Origin of the sequence: Mesorhizobium sp. M0478, assembly GCF_040321305.1 — a bacterium.
Classification (GTDB): domain Bacteria; phylum Pseudomonadota; class Alphaproteobacteria; order Rhizobiales; family Rhizobiaceae; genus Mesorhizobium.
The window spans coordinates 53,852-69,747 of record NZ_JAMYRH010000001.1 but is presented as its reverse complement, the minus strand read 5'-3'; the positions used below and the strand labels follow the sequence as shown (position 1 = coordinate 69,747).

17 protein-coding genes are annotated in these 15,896 nt (G+C 63.9%); 12 read left to right on the top strand and 5 right to left on the bottom strand.

All coding sequences use genetic code 11. The annotated features are described in order from the left end of the window. Positions 1-64 precede the first annotated feature (64 nt). The 6 genes from NKI64_RS00375 to NKI64_RS00350 all read left to right on the top strand — a co-directional run bounded on the left by NKI64_RS00375 (position 65) and on the right by NKI64_RS00350 (position 4,921). Entirely contained in the window at positions 65-685 is a 621-nt protein-coding gene (locus tag NKI64_RS00375) for a ribonuclease D (protein ID WP_023698188.1), read from the top strand. Between the two features lie 81 nt (positions 686-766). Continuing rightward, on the top strand, positions 767-973 hold the full coding sequence (locus NKI64_RS00370; protein WP_023704220.1) for a hypothetical protein: 207 nt from the start codon (positions 767-769) through the stop codon (positions 971-973). A 105-nt stretch (positions 974-1,078) separates the two neighbouring features. Next, positions 1,079-1,333, top strand: a complete 255-nt coding sequence (locus tag NKI64_RS00365; RefSeq protein ID WP_023704219.1) for a GlsB/YeaQ/YmgE family stress response membrane protein — start codon at positions 1,079-1,081, stop codon at positions 1,331-1,333. A 77-nt stretch (positions 1,334-1,410) separates the two neighbouring features. After that, positions 1,411-1,557 carry a hypothetical protein gene (locus NKI64_RS00360; protein ID WP_023686592.1) on the top strand — a complete coding sequence of 49 codons (147 nt, stop codon included), beginning with the start codon at positions 1,411-1,413 and terminating at the stop codon, positions 1,555-1,557. Positions 1,558-1,761: 204 nt separating this feature from the next. After that, positions 1,762-4,038 carry a transglycosylase domain-containing protein gene (locus tag NKI64_RS00355; protein WP_023704218.1) on the top strand — a complete coding sequence of 759 codons (2,277 nt, stop codon included), beginning with the start codon at positions 1,762-1,764 and terminating at the stop codon, positions 4,036-4,038. Positions 4,039-4,168: 130 nt separating this feature from the next. Next, positions 4,169-4,921, top strand: coding sequence for an SDR family NAD(P)-dependent oxidoreductase (locus NKI64_RS00350; RefSeq protein ID WP_023669777.1), 753 nt, complete (start codon positions 4,169-4,171; stop codon positions 4,919-4,921). 15 nt (positions 4,922-4,936) lie between these two features. On the opposite strand, the gene NKI64_RS00345 is transcribed toward NKI64_RS00350, so the two are convergent. After that, positions 4,937-5,857: a zinc-binding dehydrogenase gene (locus NKI64_RS00345; RefSeq protein ID WP_023704217.1), complete on the bottom strand. Its 921-nt coding sequence runs from the start codon at positions 5,855-5,857 to the stop codon at positions 4,937-4,939. A 111-nt stretch (positions 5,858-5,968) separates the two neighbouring features. On the opposite strand from NKI64_RS00345, the gene NKI64_RS00340 reads away from it, so the two are divergent. Then, positions 5,969-6,778, top strand: coding sequence for an AraC family transcriptional regulator (locus NKI64_RS00340; protein WP_023704216.1), 810 nt, complete (start codon positions 5,969-5,971; stop codon positions 6,776-6,778). Between the two features lie 21 nt (positions 6,779-6,799). Here the strand turns inward: NKI64_RS00340 and NKI64_RS00335 are convergent, their stop codons facing one another. The 3 genes from NKI64_RS00335 to NKI64_RS00325 all read right to left on the bottom strand — a co-directional run bounded on the left by NKI64_RS00335 (position 6,800) and on the right by NKI64_RS00325 (position 9,647). Continuing rightward, entirely contained in the window at positions 6,800-8,590 is a 1,791-nt protein-coding gene (locus NKI64_RS00335) for a cation:proton antiporter domain-containing protein (protein WP_352666140.1), read from the bottom strand. Between the two features lie 184 nt (positions 8,591-8,774). After that, positions 8,775-9,227 carry a baeRF12 domain-containing protein gene (locus NKI64_RS00330; RefSeq protein WP_023700117.1) on the bottom strand — a complete coding sequence of 151 codons (453 nt, stop codon included), beginning with the start codon at positions 9,225-9,227 and terminating at the stop codon, positions 8,775-8,777. Between the two features lie 165 nt (positions 9,228-9,392). Next, positions 9,393-9,647, bottom strand: coding sequence for a hypothetical protein (locus NKI64_RS00325; protein WP_352666138.1), 255 nt, complete (start codon positions 9,645-9,647; stop codon positions 9,393-9,395). Here NKI64_RS00325 and cysG point away from each other — a divergent pair. The 5 genes from cysG (at position 9,646) to NKI64_RS00300 (ending at position 14,483) form a co-directional block, all read left to right on the top strand. Beyond that, the gene (cysG, locus tag NKI64_RS00320; protein ID WP_023713439.1) at positions 9,646-11,097 is read left to right on the top strand and encodes a siroheme synthase CysG; all 1,452 of its coding nucleotides are present in this window, start codon (positions 9,646-9,648) and stop codon (positions 11,095-11,097) included. The two genes, NKI64_RS00325 and cysG, sit on opposite strands and share 2 nt — an antisense overlap. Continuing rightward, positions 11,094-11,387: a DUF2849 domain-containing protein gene (locus NKI64_RS00315; RefSeq protein WP_023691980.1), complete on the top strand. Its 294-nt coding sequence runs from the start codon at positions 11,094-11,096 to the stop codon at positions 11,385-11,387. The genes cysG and NKI64_RS00315 overlap by 4 nt, the downstream gene beginning before the upstream one ends. A gap of 35 nt (positions 11,388-11,422) precedes the next feature. Then, a complete protein-coding gene (locus NKI64_RS00310; protein WP_352666136.1) occupies positions 11,423-13,093 on the top strand; it encodes a nitrite/sulfite reductase in 1,671 nt (556 codons plus the stop codon). Beyond that, entirely contained in the window at positions 13,068-13,832 is a 765-nt protein-coding gene (locus NKI64_RS00305; protein ID WP_023698193.1) for a phosphoadenylyl-sulfate reductase, read from the top strand. Before NKI64_RS00310 ends, NKI64_RS00305 begins: the two co-directional genes overlap by 26 nt. 117 nt (positions 13,833-13,949) lie before the next feature. Further along, positions 13,950-14,483, top strand: a complete 534-nt coding sequence (locus tag NKI64_RS00300; protein ID WP_023669768.1) for a DUF934 domain-containing protein — start codon at positions 13,950-13,952, stop codon at positions 14,481-14,483. A gap of 317 nt (positions 14,484-14,800) precedes the next feature. Here NKI64_RS00300 and NKI64_RS00295 read toward each other — a convergent pair whose 3' ends face one another. Continuing rightward, a complete protein-coding gene (locus tag NKI64_RS00295; protein ID WP_023669767.1) occupies positions 14,801-15,823 on the bottom strand; it encodes a fatty acid desaturase in 1,023 nt (340 codons plus the stop codon). Between the last annotated feature and the right edge of the window lie 73 nt (positions 15,824-15,896).

Genomic DNA, 15,896 nt, shown 5'->3' with positions numbered 1-15,896 from the left:
TTTTCTTGTTGATTTTTCAGCGGATCGCGGCGAGGACGAGTTACGCCGCGATCCGGAGAAAACCATGCCCGACATCCGCTTCCACAAGAACGATCTGCCCGACCTCGCCCACTACAATGTCGACGCGGTGGCCATCGATACCGAGACGCTGGGGTTGAACCCGCACCGCGACCGGCTGTGCGTGGTGCAGATCTCGCCCGGCGATGGCTCGGCCGACGTGATCCAGATCGCGCCCGGCCAGAAGAAAGCGCCGAACCTCGTCAGCCTGCTCCGCAACCGCGGCATATCGAAACTGTTCCACTACGGCCGTTTCGACCTCGCCGTGCTCTACAACGCCTTCGGCGTCATGCCGGAGCCGGTGTTCTGCACCAAGATCGCCTCGCGGCTGACCCGCACCTATACCGACCGGCACGGGCTGAAGGACATCTGCTTCGAACTGCTTGGCGTCGGCCTGTCGAAGGCGCAGCAATCGTCGGACTGGGCGGCCGAGACCCTGTCGCCCGAACAGCTCGAATATGCCGCTTCCGACGTTCTCTATCTGCACCGTCTGCGCGAGGTGCTGGCTGGACGCCTGGCGCGGGACGGGCGCACCAAGGAAGCCGACGCCTGCTTCCGCTTCCTGCCGACGCGTGCCAAGCTCGATTTGATGGGTTGGGACGAAGAGGATATTTTTGCCCACAGCTGATGGCCTTCGGATAACGCTTCCGGCAGCCTTGGAACCAGACGCGCGTCGTGGCGTTTCTGTCGACTCAATGAGGGGGATGACGTGGCAGACCGCAAACCGATAGCGTCCGCCCCGACGGATGGGTCCAAGGTCACTGTTCTGTGGAAGGACGGCGCCGGCGTCGTCAGCGAATCCGTCGGGCAATATCGCGACGGCGCCTGGTGGGTCTACACCGACAGCGATACCCAGAAAAAGGTCGACCCGACCAGCTGGCGGCCAGTCTCCAGCGACGATGACGACGATCAATGAGCGCCGCTGGCGGGTGCAACTGCTTTCGCATAGCCTGAAGTGGTTGATATCGAGGCCGATTCGGGGCCTTCCGCTCCGTAGCCTCTCTTCCTGGAGGAACGCGTCATGGGCATCGAAAGCCTTCTCATCTTCATCATAATCGGCGCCATTGCCGGCTGGCTCGCCGGCCTCATCGTCTCGGGCTTCGGCTTCGGCCTCATCGGCAACATCATCGTCGGCATTATCGGCGCCCTGATCGCCGGCTGGCTATTTCCAAGGCTCGGCTTCGCTATCGGCGGCGGCATTCTGGCTGCCATCATCAACGCCACGATCGGCGCCGTCATCCTGCTGGTGCTGGTCAAGGTTCTGAAGCGAGCTTGACGCTCTAAGTTTCATTCAACGCAATTCCTCAGGAGAAAGCCTGTGCTTTCCTGGAATTGCTGCCAAAGGAGCGCGCCGTGAAACAGAACACTCTCTATCTCCTTGTCGGCGCGCTCGTTGTCGTGGTCATCGCGCTCGGTGCATATGTCTATCACGAACAGACCAAGCCCAAGGGCGTCGAACTGAAGATCGACGACAAGGGCATTTCGATCCAGCAGAATTGAAATATTCGGGGTAGCCAGGGCCTCTGCCTTTTGCGGCAGACAGGCCGCGAGGATGCGCCTTTCGGACCCAGTTGGCGGCAGCGGATTTTAGAAATTCTTAAGGAATTTCAGAAGGGTGCATAAACCCTGCTTTAACGCGCCCTTAAACCGCCGCATCTACCCTCCAACCCGAGCGCCATTGATACCGGGAAGACAGCGCAACGCATGGCGAACCGCAGAGACAGTCGCATCGAACCCAGCTTCGAGGGATCGCCAAAGGCGAAATCCGCGGCCGGTTTTTCGGTGAACGAGGAGGATCGGGTCGTGCCGGCCAATCGCAAATCATCTTCGGCGCGCAAAACCTCCAAGGCAAAATCATCGTCACGCGGCAAGCGAGGCAAAGCCCGGCGCGGCCTTTTCGGCGTGATGGCCCGGATGTTCTACTGGTGCTTCGTGCTCTGCATCTGGGGCGGCATCGCCGTGGCCGGCATCGTCGTCTATTACGGCGCCAAGATGCCGGCGGCGACCACCTGGTCGATCCCCGACCGTGCGCCCAACATCAAGATCGTCTCGGTCGACGGGCAACTGCTTGCCAACCGCGGCATGAGCGGCGGCGAGGCGGTCGGCCTGCACGAAATGTCGCCCTACATTCCGGAAGCCGTCATCGCCATCGAGGACCGCCGCTTCTATTCGCATTTCGGCATCGACCCGATCGGCCTGTCACGCGCCATGGTGACCAATGTTCTGGGCCGGCGTTTCTCGCAGGGCGGCTCGACGCTGACCCAGCAACTGGCCAAGAACCTGTTCCTGAAGCCCGACCGCACGCTGGAGCGCAAGGTGCAGGAAGTGCTGCTGGCGCTGTGGCTGGAGCACAAGCATACCAAGGACCAGATCCTCGAAATGTACCTCAACCGGGTCTATTTCGGCTCCGGCGCCTATGGCGTCGAGGCGGCCTCGCGCCGCTATTTCGGCAAGAGCGCGCGCGATGTCACTCTGTCGGAGGCGGCCCTTCTCGCCGGCCTCTTGAAGGCGCCGTCGCGACTGTCGCCGGCGCGGGATCCGAAGGCGGCGGAGGAGCGTTCGCAGCTGGTGCTCGCCGCCATGCGCGACGAAGGCAAGATCAGCGCTAAGGAACTGGCCTCGGCGATGAGCGCGCCGGCAACGCGCGCGCCATCCTACTGGACCGGTTCGGAAAACTACGTCGCCGACACCATCATGGAAGAGCTGCCCGATTTGATCGGCGACGTGCGCAGCGACATCGTCGTCGACACCACCGTCGACCTCAACCTGCAGAAGCTCGCCGAAGAGTCGATCCGCCGGCTGATCGACGAGAGCGGCAAGAAGCTCAATGTCAGCCAAGGCGCGCTGGTCTCGATCGACAATTCCGGCGCCGTGCGCGCCATGGTCGGCGGCTACGACTATTCGACGAGCCAGTTCGACCGCGCCTCCGAAGCACGCCGTCAACCGGGCTCGGCGTTCAAGCCGTTCGTCTATATGGCCGCGCTGGAAGCTGGTCGCACGCCCGACAGCGTGCGCAACGACGCACCGATCAAGATCGGCAAGTGGACACCGGACAATTACGGCGGCAAGTATTTCGGCAAGGTGACGCTGGCGACCGCGCTGGCGAAATCGCTGAATTCTGTCGCGGCACAGCTGACCATGGAGGTCGGCCCCGACGCGGTGGTCGAGGCGGCGCACCGCATGGGCATCCAGTCCGATCTGATCGCCAACACCTCGATCGCGCTCGGCACTTCGGAAGTGACGCCGCTGGAGCTGACATCGGCCTATGTGCCGTTCGCCAATGGCGGCTACAAGCCTGACATCCATTTCATCCGCCGCATCACCACGACCGAAGGCAAGGTGCTCTATGACGACAATGGCGGCAGCGCGCCGCGCGTCGTCAAGCAGAACATTGTCGGCATGATGAACTCGATGATGACTGGCACGGTCGAGATCGGCACGGCGAAGAAGGCGGCCTTCGCCTGGCCGTCTGCCGGCAAGACCGGAACCAGCCAGAATTCGCGCGACGCCTGGTTCGTCGGTTACACCGCAAACCTCACCACCGGCGTATGGTTCGGCAATGATGACGGCACGCCGATGAAGAAGGTCACCGGTGGCGCGTTGCCGGCACAGGCCTGGCACGAATTCATGGTGGCGGCGCATGAAGGCGTGCCGGTCAGGCCGCTGCCCGGGACCTGGAAATCGACGCCTCCAGATACCATCGTGCCCGACGATATTCCGTCAGTCGATAACAATCAGGCGGCGCCGTTGCCTGCCGTGGCCGTCAGCCGTTCGGAGCCTGCTGCCGCGCCGGCACCTGCTGCTGCACCGGCACAAGCACCGGTCCGCCGTCCGGCCGAAACGGTCGATGCCGACGGTTTCAACATGCCGGGCGACGGCGGCACCACGGCCTCGATCAAGCACCCGGTACCGCCGGGCAGCGTCGGCGGCCCGGCCAAGAAGCGGAAAACCTCAATCCTGGATATTCTCGGCGGCGGCTGAGCGGCTCGTCATTCTGGCTTCAAACCAATGGCGAGCTGGCAATCCGTTCCTCATATGAGAGCTGCGGTGACAATTCGGCCTCTCGCCACCTCCGCGGCATTCGGCTACATCTCCGGCCGGAGTGACAGACATGGCTGAGACCGACACCAGAAAAACCATCGTGCTGACCGGAGCCAGCCGCGGCATCGGACATGCTACGGTCAAGCGCTTTTCGCGTGAGGGTTGGCGCGTCATCACCTGTTCGCGCCAGGCCTTTGCCGAGGATTGTCCGTGGCCGGCCGGTCCGGAAGATCACATCAAGGTCGATCTCGCCGACCAGGAAGATGTCGGCATCGCCGTCTCGGAGATCCGTCACCGGCTCGAGGCGCATGGCGGCCAGTTGCACGCTCTGGTCAACAATGCCGGCATCTCGCCAAAGCTCAAGGACGGCAACAGCCGGATGGATTCGATCGACACGCCGATGCATGTCTGGCGCGATGTGTTCCAGGTGAATTTCTTCGCGCCGATCATGCTGGCGCGTGGCCTCTTCAAGGAGCTTGCTGCAGCGAAAGGCTCGATCGTCAACGTCACCTCGATCGCCGGCACGCGCGTGCATCCTTTCGCCGGCACCGCCTATGCGACCTCGAAGGCGGCGCTCGGCTCGCTGACGCGCGAGATGGCGCATGATTTCGGCCCGCACGGCATCCGCGTCAATGCGATTGCGCCGGGCGAGATCGACACCGCGATCCTGTCGCCGGGCACCGACAAGATCGTGGAGACGATCCCACTCAGGCGCCTTGGCGCCACCTCGGAAGTCGCCGACATCATCTTCTTCCTGTGCTCGCAGCAGGCGTCCTATGTGACGGGCTCGGAAATCCACATCAATGGCGGCCAGCACGTCTGAGCGCTGACAGACTGCTCATTCGGCGATGGTGAGAACAGCCTTGCCGCTGAAGCTGCGCTGCCGCAAGGCGTCCAGGGCCTGGGCGATGTCTGTCCACGGCACGGTCATGGACACGCGGGTTTCCAGCTGGCCGGCCGCGACCAGAGCGAGCAGCGAGGCGATGTCCGCGCCAATGGCTGGACCGGATGTGTAGTAGGCGAAAGTCTGAAGCCCCGCTCCCTCATGGCCCGGAACGAATTGTCTGAAGCCAACCGGCGTGAGTTCGCCGCTGCTCGAACCGAACATGACGATGGTGCCGCGGGGGGCGACGCGTTCGATGGCATGGGCGAGGCTTTGGCCGCCGACCGACTCGGTGATCAGAGAGAATGGCCCTTCGGCCAGTTCGATCGACTCGACGACCTCGTGAGCACCAAGACCGCGGAGATCCTCGGCGTGCCGGGCGGCGGCGATTGCAGTCACCGCGGCGCCTTGCTCGCGGGCGAGCTGGATCTGGAAACGGCCGACCGCACCGCTCGCGCCGGTGATCAGGACCTGCTGTCCCGCGAGGTCGCCGCCATGGCGCAAGACCCTTAGGGCCGTCGTGCCCGCCACGGGAAGCGTGGCGGCGGAAACGAAGCTGACCTCGTCCGGGATGACGGCGAGGCGGTCGGTCGGAACGGCGACCTGTTCGGCCCAGCCGGCCTCGTCGACCAAAGCCACAACCCGGGCGCCGACGGCAGGCCCGGAGCCATCGGCTGCCGCCCGCTTGATCACTCCAACCACGTCCTGGCCAGGTATCCAGCCTTCCGGGCGTATGGTGAGCAGGCGCAATTCACCGCGGTTCAACGAGGTTGCGTGGACGCAGACAAGCGCTTCGTTGGGGAGGGGCCGAGGGTCCTCGACCTCGGCGAGACTGATCCGGGTGATGCTCTCGGGAGAGATGACAAGCGCGCGCATGGGAAGCCTTCCTGCCGGTTTGTGACATGCCAGCCACGAACCAGAGTCTATCGACTCCCCGCATCAAAGAATTTAGCTATCACGGCGAATAGTTGCTAAAAGCCATCAATCATGAGACAGCCGCTCCGCTACCCCTGGGTCAATTTCGATGTCGATGATGTGCAGGCACCTGCGATTGCCGTGCGCGTCGACGTTACCGAAACCAAAGCGGAAGTGGCTGCCCATTGGCATCGGAAGGGCCAGCTCGTCTTCGCGCTCGGCGGTGGCGTCACCTGCCGCGTGCCCAGCGGTCTGTGGATGGTGCCGCCGCATTGCGGTGTGTGGATTCCCGGCAGTATGGAACACAGCAACATCGCGACGGCCAATGCGCGGATCTTCTTCGTCTATATCGAGCCGGGAGCCGCCGATCTGCCGGACCGGTGCTGCACGCTGTCGATCTCGCCATTGTTGCGCGAACTGATCATCGAGCTGGCCGATCGCGTGGAGGAGGATGAGGCGAGGGACGGGCTCTTGACCACGATCCTGCTTTCGGAACTGCCGCGCATGCCGGTCCAGCAGCTGCATCTGCCGATCTCCGCCGAGCCGCGCTTGCGGCGGATCGCCGATGCGTTGGCGCAAGACCCTGCCGACCGCAGCACGCTTGCAGAGTGGGCCAGTCGCGTCGCGCTCTCAGAAAGCAGTCTCGCCCGTCTTGTGGTGAAGCAGACCGGCCTGAGCTTCGGCCGCTGGCGCCAGCAATTGCATCTGATCGTCGCCATAAGGGAGCTGGCCTCGGGTGCGAGTGTCCAGCAGGTTTCGGGCGATCTCGGTTACGGCTCCGTCACCGCCTTCATCACCATGTTCAAGAAGGCGCTTGGCAAGCCGCCGGCAAAGTATCTCGCCAGCGTCGCGCACAATGGCGGCTCCGCCTTCGTTGGATGATCGATGCGCCTGTGGCAAGCCTCAGGCCGGAGAGGGTTCAATGGCTTCGGGGCGCGGCATTGGCTTTGGCCCCAGCACTTCTTCGACAATGCCGCGGGCGATTTCGCGTTCACCCATGATGACGGTGTCGGCGCCGAGCCCCTTCAGGTGCTCGACCTCGGCATCGGAATGGGCTCGCGCGATGACGTTGATGCCGGGGTTGGCGGCGCGTGCCCTGAGTACGATCTGCCCGGCCTCGAAGGCGTTGGGTATGGCAAGGATCAATCGCCTGGCGCCCTGCGGATTCGCGGCGGCGAATACACCTGCATTGGCCGCGTTGCCGGAGACGATTTCGGCGCCGTCGTCTCTGAGCCTCGCCAGCGTCTTGTCGGCGTCCTCGATGACCAGGAAGGGCAGCGATGCCTGTTTCAGCGCCGCACCGACCAGGCTGCCGACGCGGCCGTAGCCGATCAGGATGGTGTGGCCCGAAAGCGTTGTGCGTGGCGGTGGGCCATTCTCTTTTGCCGCGGCGGCCACCGAGGCCACTTGTCCGGGCTGCGTCGCCGGGCCGACCGGCTTGGCCTCTTCCGGTGGTGCTGCCTTGGCGGCGCGCGCGTCCAGCCACGGCTTCATCCAGTCGAGGGCAAGGAACATCAGCGGATTGACCAGGATCGACAGGATGGCGCCTGCCAGGATCAGGTCGCGTCCCTGTTCGGGCAACAGTTTCAGCCCGACGCCGAGCTCGGCCAGGATGAAGGAGAATTCGCCGATCTGCGCGAGGCTGGCCGAGATCATCAAGGCGGTTCCCAGCGGATAGCGGAAGGCGATGACGATGACGAAGGCGGCCAGCGACTTGCCGATGACGATGATGGCCAGCGTCGCCAGGATCGGCCAGCCATTGCTCATCAGGCTGAACGGATCGAACAGCATGCCGACCGAGACGAAGAACAGCACCGAGAAGGCGTCGCGCAGCGGCAGTGATTCCTCCGCCGCGCGGTGGCTGAGCTCGGATTCGCTCATGATCATGCCGGCGAAGAAGGCACCGAGCGCCAGCGAGACGCCGAACAGTTTGGCGGCGCCGAAGGCGACGCCGAGCGCGATCGCCAGCACCGCCAGCCGGAACAGTTCGCGCGAGCCGGTATGGGCGACGTAATGCAGGATCCACGGAATGACGCGGCGGCCAACCACCAGCATGACGATGACGAAGGCGACGACCTTGGCCAGCGTGAGGCCGACGACGCCCCAGATGCCGAAGCTGGCCGGCAGCGACAAAAGGCTCGCATGGTCATCGACCTGCGGCTGGCCGCCGAGCACGCCGGCCAACGCCGGCAAAAGCACCAGCGCCAGCACCATGGCGAGGTCCTCGACGATCAGCCAGCCGACGGCGATGCGGCCGCGCTCGGTCTCGATCAGCCGTCGCTCCTGCAACGCGCGCAACAGCACCACTGTGGACGCGACGGAAAGCGCCAGGCCGAAGACGAGGCCTGCGCCCATCGACCAGCCGAGCATCCAGGCAAGGCCGGCGCCCAGCGCGGTGGCAAAGCCGATCTGGACGATGGCGCCGGGTACGGCGATGGCGCGGACGGAGAGAAGATCCTTCAGCGAGAAATGCAGGCCGACGCCGAACATAAGCAGGATGACGCCGATTTCGGCCAGCTCATTGGCAAGACCGGCATCGGCGACGAAACCCGGCGTGTTCGGTCCAACCAGCACGCCGGCGACGAGATAGCCGACCAGCGGCGGGATGCGAAAACGGTTGGCGAGCGCCCCGAAGATGAATGCCAGCCCCAGACCGGCGACGATGGTGGCGATAAGGGGCGTGTCATGCGGCATTGTCTATGGAGCGCCTTTCGGGAAATGTCGGGTGTGCGCCGCCCGCAGCCGCCGCCTTTGCAATATGGTGGAGGGGGTGCGGGCGACGCAACCCGCGAGACGTAAATTGGTGGCCAGAGGCGCCGAAAAACGAAAGGCGCGCGCAGCGAAAACGCTGCGCGCGCGAATGATCTATGAGATAGCGTCAGGCTGCCTGCTGCAGCATGGCCTCGATGTCGATCAGCGGGCGGTTGGTCAGTGTCTTTGGGATCTCCGCCTGCACCTTGTCGGTGACTTCCTTGTGCAATTTCTTGCGCATGGTGCCGAGCACCAGCGGCGGCGCGACCAGCACGATGTCGTCGAAGATGCCGTGATGGGCGAGCTTGTAGAGCCGGTCCGCGATCTCTTCGGCAAAGCGTTCCTTGCCCTGCCGGTGCCAGTCGGTTTCCTCAACCGCGCTGCGATGCACGGAGGGGCCGTCATTGTAGCGGCCGGGACTGTCGCTGCCTTGTTCGCGCGTTGCCGGATTGTCCTGTTTCATCTCCTGGAAGAGCTGCAGGTTCGGATAGAGATTGTCGCCCTCGTTCTTCAGGAACAGCGCTTTCTCGCCATCGGCCACCATGACCAGAAGGCCATGTTTCAGGTTGATCTTGCTCATTTGCGGGCTCCTGTTTGAAGGTTCAAATCCAGCCGACGATTGTCTGTTACGGCAGGGGCAGAACGCGTGGCGAAGCGGGAACGTTCCACTTCGTTCGCCGAGATCGCACGCAGCCATATCGAGCCCGATCTATCGTCTATCGGAGCAATGTCCGAGGTGACGGCTTTAATCTACTAGATTGGTAGAATTTAGAAAAAATAATTTTGCAGCTTGGCCGGCTGCCGGATAAAAGAGCCGCAGAACAAAGCCTGCGGCAGCAGCTTGAATCCGCCTGATATGCGGATGTGGAATATTTTTCTCTTGGCCGTTTGGCTTGCGGAAAACCGATTGCCTCCCGTCAGGGGATGCGCGAGTGGGTTCCTTCAGCTTTTTCGCGTCCGCGCCTAAAACTGCCGAATTGTTCCGGAATCTGTTCGTCATGCCGCACGCCAATCCCAAGCTCACCGCGTTCCCGGTCTTCATGCGGGTCGAAGGCGAAGCCGTGGCCATCGTCGGCGGCGGAGGCGAAGCGTTGGCCAAGGCGCGGCTGCTTGATCAGTCAAGCGCTGTGCTTCGCATCATTGCCGATGTTGCCGACGCCGAATTGCTGAGCTTCATCGCCACGACCGGCGCCATCCGTATCGACGCCCCCTACGACGCCGCGCATCTCGAAGGCGCGGTCCTGGTGTTTGCCGCCAGCGGCGACGAGACGCTCGACCGCCGCGTCGCCCACGATGCGCGCCGCCTTGGCATTCCGGTCAATGCCGTCGACCGGCCGGAGCTATGCGATTTCTTCACCCCGGCGCTGGTCAACCGCGCCCCGGTCGCCATCGCCATCGGCACGGAAGGCGCGGGTCCGGTGCTGGCGCAGATGCTGCGCAGCCGCATCGACCGCATGCTGTCGCCGTCGCTCGGGCCGCTGGCAGCGCTTGCCGCCTCGTTCCGGGGTGCCGCCGAAAAGCTGCTGCCGAAAGGCAACGCCCGCCGCCAGTTCTGGAGCAGTTTTTTCCAGGGTGCACCGGCGCGCGCCGTCGAAGCCGGCGAGCTTTCGCAGGCGCATGACGCCGCCGCCGATCTGTTGCTGTCGAAGGCTCCGGCTTCGGGCCATATCGCGTTGGTTGGCGCCGGGCCAGGTGCTGAGGATCTTCTGACGCTGCGCGCGCATCGGCTTTTGATGGAAGCCGACGTCATCGTCTATGACGCGCTGGTGCCGGAGGCGATCGTCGCCATGGGCCGCCGCGACGCCGAGCGGCTGCCGGTCGGAAAACGCAAGGGATGCCACACCAAGAGCCAGGCCGAGATCAATGCGCTGCTGGTCGATCTCGGCAGGCAGGGCAAGCGCGTCGTGCGGCTGAAGTCGGGCGACCCGCTGGTGTTCGGCCGCGCCGGCGAGGAGATGGCCGCACTGCGCGATGCCGGCATCGCCTATGATGTAGTTCCCGGGGTCACCGCCGCCTTTGCCGCCGCCGCCGATTTCGAGCTGCCGCTGACGCTGCGCGGCGTCTCCTCGTCGATGGTGTTCACCACCGGCCATGATCTGAAGGGCAATTCGCTGCCGGATTGGGCCAAGCTCGCCATTTCCGGCGCCACCGTCGCCGTCTATATGGGCCGCTCGGTCGCCGCCGAAGTCGCCGGACGGCTGATCGAGGCCGGCCTGTCGCCGGACACGGCGGTTGCCGTGGTCGAGAATGCCAGCTTGCAGAACCGCCGCCGTTTCCACGGCACGCTGGCCGATTTGCCGTCGCTGGAAGAGCGCGCCGACCTGGCCGGTCCTGTGATGACCATCATCGGCGACGCGGTTGCCGGCGCCAACTTTGAACGTTCCGAGCCGCTTGCGGCACATAACTATGAGGGCGCCGCCAACGCGGCCGACGCAGAGGTCGAGCCATGAAGATACTGACCGCAAACCGCCTCTCCGACGGCATCGCCGTCTGGTACGCCGATGGCGGTTGGGCCGAGACGGTCGACCATGCCGACCTTGCCCATGACCAAGCGGCAGAGGACAGGCTGGAAGCAATCGGCGCCAAGGCCAACGCCAACAATCAGGTTGTCGACGTCAATCTGATCGACGCTGAAGTCGTCAATGGCATCGTCGTGCCGGTACGCTTGCGCGAAAAGATCCGCGCCGCCGGCCCGACCATCCGGGAAGATCTGGGCAAGCAGGCTGCGCGGGCAGCTTAACAAAATACGGGCGGACGCGCCCTGAAAGACGAAACATGTACCGCTACGATGAGTTCGACCACGATTTTGTCCAGGCCCGCGTCGCCGAGTTCAGCGACCAGGTCGAACGCCGGCTGTCCGGCGAGATCACCGAGGATCAGTTCCGGCCGCTGCGGCTGATGAACGGCGTCTACCTGCAGCTGCACGCCTACATGCTGCGCATCGCGGTGCCCTATGGCACGCTGAACAGCGCCCAGTTGCGCATGCTCGGCCACATCGCGCGCAAATACGACAAGGGCTACGGCCATTTCACCACGCGCCAGAACATCCAGTTCAACTGGCCGGCGCTGTCCGACATTCCGGCGATCCTGGCCGATCTCGCCAGCGTCGAGATGCATGCCATCCAGACCAGCGGCAATTGCATCCGCAACGTCACCGCCGATCATTTTGCCGGCGCCGCCGCCGACGAGGTCGCTGATCCGCGCCCCTATGCCGAGATCCTGCGGCAATGGTCGTCTGTGCATCCGGAATTCTCGTTCCTGCCGCGCAAGTTCAAGATCGCGGTGACCGGGGCCGAGCGCGACCGCGCCGCCATCCAGACGCATGATATCGGTCTGCATCTGAAGAAGGACGCCACCGGCGAGCTCGGCTTTGCCGTCTATGTCGGTGGCGGCCAGGGCCGCACGCCGATGGTGGCGCGCAAGATCCGCGACTTCCTGCCGGAAGCCGACCTGCTGTCCTACTGCACGGCGATCCTGCGCGTGTACAACCTCTATGGCCGCCGCGACAACAAGTACAAGGCGCGCATCAAGATCCTCGTCCACGAGACCGGCGTCGAGGAAATCACCCGCCAGGTCGAGGCCGAATGGCAGGAGCTGAAGGACGCCGAGCTGAAGCTGCCGGAAGCCGACATCCGTGCCATCGACGCCTATTTCGCGCCGCCGGCACTGACCGCCCGGCCGGAAGGCGACGCGGCGATCAAGCTGGCGCGGCTCGATTCCAAAAGCTTCTCGGATTGGCTCGACCAGAATGTCGTGACGCATCGCCATCCCGACTATGCCGCGGTGACGATCTCGCTGAAAGGCATCGGCGAGGTGCCGGGCGATGCCACCGACAGCCAGATGGAAGCGGTCGCCGACATCGCCGAGAAATACGCGTTCGACGAACTGCGCGTCAGCCATGAGCAGAACCTGATCCTGCCGCATTTGGCGCGCGCCGATCTCAAGGCTGTCTATGATGCGCTGGTCGATATTGGTCTGGCGACGGCCAATTCCAACCTGATCAGCGATATTATCGCGTGCCCTGGCCTCGACTATTGCGCGCTGGCGACGGCGCGCTCGATCCCGATCGCGCAGGAGATTTCGCTTCGCTTCGCCTCGCTCGAGCGGCAGCGTGAGATCGGCGAATTGAAGCTCAAGATTTCCGGCTGCATCAATGCCTGCGGCCACCACCATGTCGGCCATATCGGTATCCTCGGCGTCGAGAAGAAGGGCTCCGAGCTCTACCAGGTGACGCTTGGCGGATCGGCCGACGAGAACACCTCGGTTGGCGAAATCATCGGCCGCGGCTTCTCTTCGGAAGAGATCACCGACGCCATCGAGCAGATCGTCGACACCTATCTCGGCCTTCGGCTCGGTCCCAGTGAACGTTTTATCGACGCCTACCGCCGTGTCGGTCCCGCGCCGTTCAAGGAGGCGCTCTATGCTGGCGAAACCAAGGCCGCTTGACCGCATCGTCGACGTCGACGACAGCATCGCCGCCAAAGCGGCGGGCTTCGACGCGCTGTATGGACATCTGAGCCCGCTCGACATCATCGAACGCGCGGCGAGCGAATTGTTTCATGACGAGATCGCCGCCGTGTCGTCCTTCGGCGCGGATTCCGCCGTCCTGCTGCATATGATCGCCAAGGTCGACCGCACGCTGCCGGTCATCTTCCTGGACACCGGCAAGCATTTCGAAGAGACGCTGGGCTATCGCGATGCGCTGGTCGCCGATTTCGGGCTGACCAACATCAGGGTGATCAAGCCCGAAGACGCGGCGCTCGAGCGGGTCGATCCGACCGGCAATCTGCACCAGAGCAATACCGATGCCTGCTGCGACGTGCGCAAGGTCGAGCCGCTGGCGCGCGGCGTCGCCCCCTTCCGCGCCTGGCTGACCGGCCGGAAGCGCTTCCAGGCGGCGACGCGAGCCGCGCTGCCGGTGTTCGAGGCGGTCGGCCCGCGCGTACGCGTCAATCCGCTGGCGCACTGGACGACATCCGACCAGGCCGACTACATGCGCGCGCATGCGCTGCGCGAAAATCCGCTGGTTGCGTACGGCTATCTGTCGATCGGCTGCTTCCCGTGCACGCAGCCGGTGCAGCCGGGAGAGGATGCGCGCAGCGGCCGCTGGGCCGGTCATGCCAAAACCGAGTGCGGCATCCATCTGTCGGGACTGGAAGTGTCGCTGACCGACGCATCCCTTTAAGCTATGGTGATATTCAGGTGAGGCTGGCCTGCAACGGCGGCTTCCGCTCGGAGGCCGCCGGTTTCGTGTGGACCGGCTTTCGCGGACTTTCGATTTTTAGGGCTTTAGGAATTTTCTATGACTGAACAGACCACAGCGGAGACCCGCCTCTGGACCCGGACGGGTTTTCGCGAAGACGAGTGGACACATGCCGAAAGTGCGGATGCACTGGCGGGCAATGGCCGCTTCATCCTGCCGTTGCAGGCATTTCTCGGCCTCGATGCCGAGGTGCGGCGCTCGGCCAAGGAGCGGCTGGGCGTCGCATTGCTGCCGGGCGACCAGCTGGAAAAGATCGTGGATCTGCTCGACCAGCTGTCGCTGGTGGCGCTGGCCTTTCCGGCCTTCAGCGACGGCCGCTCGTTTTCCAAGGGCGAATTGCTGCGCAGCCGCTACGATTTCGAGGGCGCGGTCCGCGCCACGGGCCAGGTGCTCGTCGACCAGCTGCCGCATATGCTGCGCCTCGGCTTCGACGAGTTCGAGATCTCCAACCCGGTTCTGCTGAAGCGCCTCGAAGAAGGCCGCACAGGCGGGCTGGGCCTTTACTATCAGCCGACCGAAGCGTCGGAGCCGAAGGGGCCGAAATACTCCTGGCGGCGCGTTCGCAACAGCTGACGCGACGGTAATTCCGCCTGTCTTTACAGACTGTGATCGGGCCTTCTCCTGGCTGTCCGGACGGAAATATCCGCCGGGCGCGAGGGAGGAATCGGCGCTCATCGGCGGCAACACCAATGCACCGTCCATCATGATCGCCGAAAAGGCGCCTGACATGATCAGGGCTGCAAGGTCTGGATGCGCGAGGAGCGCAAGGCTGCCTGAGCCGGTTTTTGGGAGATGCCGCCGCGCCTTCGGTGCGGCGGTTTTTTTCTTTGTCTTACGGAATTCCCAAGCGAAAGCCCGGAAAACCGCCTCACACTTTGCTGGAATTGCTTTTAGGCCAAGGCCCGCGCTTCGCGAAACGAGACCAGCTTGCGGCGGTTCTCGTCCCACAACGCAAGCTTGACGCAGCGCAGGCTGTCGAGGAGCGTGACGCGGCCGATGCCGCGCAGTTCGGGATAGTCGCGCAGCACTTCCTGCAGCCGGTAGCCCGGCACCTTGGCCGAGAGATGGTGCACGTGATGGACGCCGATATTGCCGGTGAACCAGTTCAGCACCGGCGGCAAATCATAATAGGACGAGCCGTGCAGGGCGGCACGCTGGAATTCCCACTCTTCGTCCTTCGCCCATTCCGTCTCCTCGAACTGGTGCTGGACGTAGAACAGCCAGATTCCGGCCGATCCGGCCAGGATCACGATCGGCAAATGGACGATCAGGAAAGCGCCGGGGCCGACCAGCCAGATAAGCAGCGCTGCCGCGACCGCGATGCCGAGATTGGTGGTCATCGACGACACCCAGGGCGTCAGGCCGCCGCGCATCATGCCGACCGGCAGCCTCTGCTCGAAGATGAACAGCCAGATCGGGCCAAGGCCGAACATCACCAGGGGATGGCGGTAGAGACGATAGGCAAGGCGTCCCCGCCAAGACAGCTGCCGGTATTCAGCAACCGTCAACGTCCTGATATCGCCCATGCCGCGCTCGTCAAGATTGCCGGCGCTGGCGTGATGGGTGGCGTGCGCGCGCCGCCAGCAATCGTAAGGGGTCAGCGTCAGCACGCCGAGCGCGCGGCCGATCCAGTCGTCGGCAGTGCGGTTGGCGAAGAAGGAGCCGTGGCCGCAATCGTGCTGGATCATGAAGATCCGCACCAGAAAACCGGCGGCGGGAAGGATCAGGATCAAGCCCCACCAGTGGCCATAGGAATAGGCTGCCGAAGACAGCGCCCACAGCGTAACGAAAGGAATAAGGGTGATGGCGAGTTCAAGAGTGCTGCGTCGCCGGTCGGGCTTCTTGTAGCGCGCCAGGATCTTCAACCAGGCGCGCTTGCTGTTGGCGGCCGTCTCGGGGGAAATCATGTTCATCAGGAAGCATAGGCGGGGCGTCCCGCTGCCGCAAGGAAAAGCTCACGCAAAATTACTGCGCGTAATTGTCGCG

Excerpts from the sequence above, each read along its gene's own strand:
- NKI64_RS00375 (WP_023698188.1), top strand. The coding sequence starts at position 65 with ATGCCCGACATCCGCTTCCACAAGAACGATCTGCCCGACCTCGCCCAC.
- NKI64_RS00365 (WP_023704219.1), top strand. The coding sequence starts at position 1,079 with ATGGGCATCGAAAGCCTTCTCATCTTCATCATAATCGGCGCCATTGCC.
- NKI64_RS00355 (WP_023704218.1), top strand. The coding sequence starts at position 1,762 with ATGGCGAACCGCAGAGACAGTCGCATCGAACCCAGCTTCGAGGGATCG.
- NKI64_RS00350 (WP_023669777.1), top strand. The coding sequence starts at position 4,169 with ATGGCTGAGACCGACACCAGAAAAACCATCGTGCTGACCGGAGCCAGC.
- NKI64_RS00345 (WP_023704217.1), bottom strand. The coding sequence starts at position 5,857 with ATGCGCGCGCTTGTCATCTCTCCCGAGAGCATCACCCGGATCAGTCTC.
- NKI64_RS00340 (WP_023704216.1), top strand. The coding sequence starts at position 5,969 with ATGAGACAGCCGCTCCGCTACCCCTGGGTCAATTTCGATGTCGATGAT.
- NKI64_RS00335 (WP_352666140.1), bottom strand. The coding sequence starts at position 8,590 with ATGCCGCATGACACGCCCCTTATCGCCACCATCGTCGCCGGTCTGGGG.
- NKI64_RS00330 (WP_023700117.1), bottom strand. The coding sequence starts at position 9,227 with ATGAGCAAGATCAACCTGAAACATGGCCTTCTGGTCATGGTGGCCGAT.
- cysG (WP_023713439.1), top strand. The coding sequence starts at position 9,646 with ATGCCGCACGCCAATCCCAAGCTCACCGCGTTCCCGGTCTTCATGCGG.
- NKI64_RS00325 (WP_352666138.1), bottom strand. The coding sequence starts at position 9,647 with ATGACGAACAGATTCCGGAACAATTCGGCAGTTTTAGGCGCGGACGCG.
- NKI64_RS00315 (WP_023691980.1), top strand. The coding sequence starts at position 11,094 with ATGAAGATACTGACCGCAAACCGCCTCTCCGACGGCATCGCCGTCTGG.
- NKI64_RS00310 (WP_352666136.1), top strand. The coding sequence starts at position 11,423 with ATGTACCGCTACGATGAGTTCGACCACGATTTTGTCCAGGCCCGCGTC.
- NKI64_RS00305 (WP_023698193.1), top strand. The coding sequence starts at position 13,068 with ATGCTGGCGAAACCAAGGCCGCTTGACCGCATCGTCGACGTCGACGAC.
- NKI64_RS00300 (WP_023669768.1), top strand. The coding sequence starts at position 13,950 with ATGACTGAACAGACCACAGCGGAGACCCGCCTCTGGACCCGGACGGGT.
- NKI64_RS00295 (WP_023669767.1), bottom strand. The coding sequence starts at position 15,823 with ATGAACATGATTTCCCCCGAGACGGCCGCCAACAGCAAGCGCGCCTGG.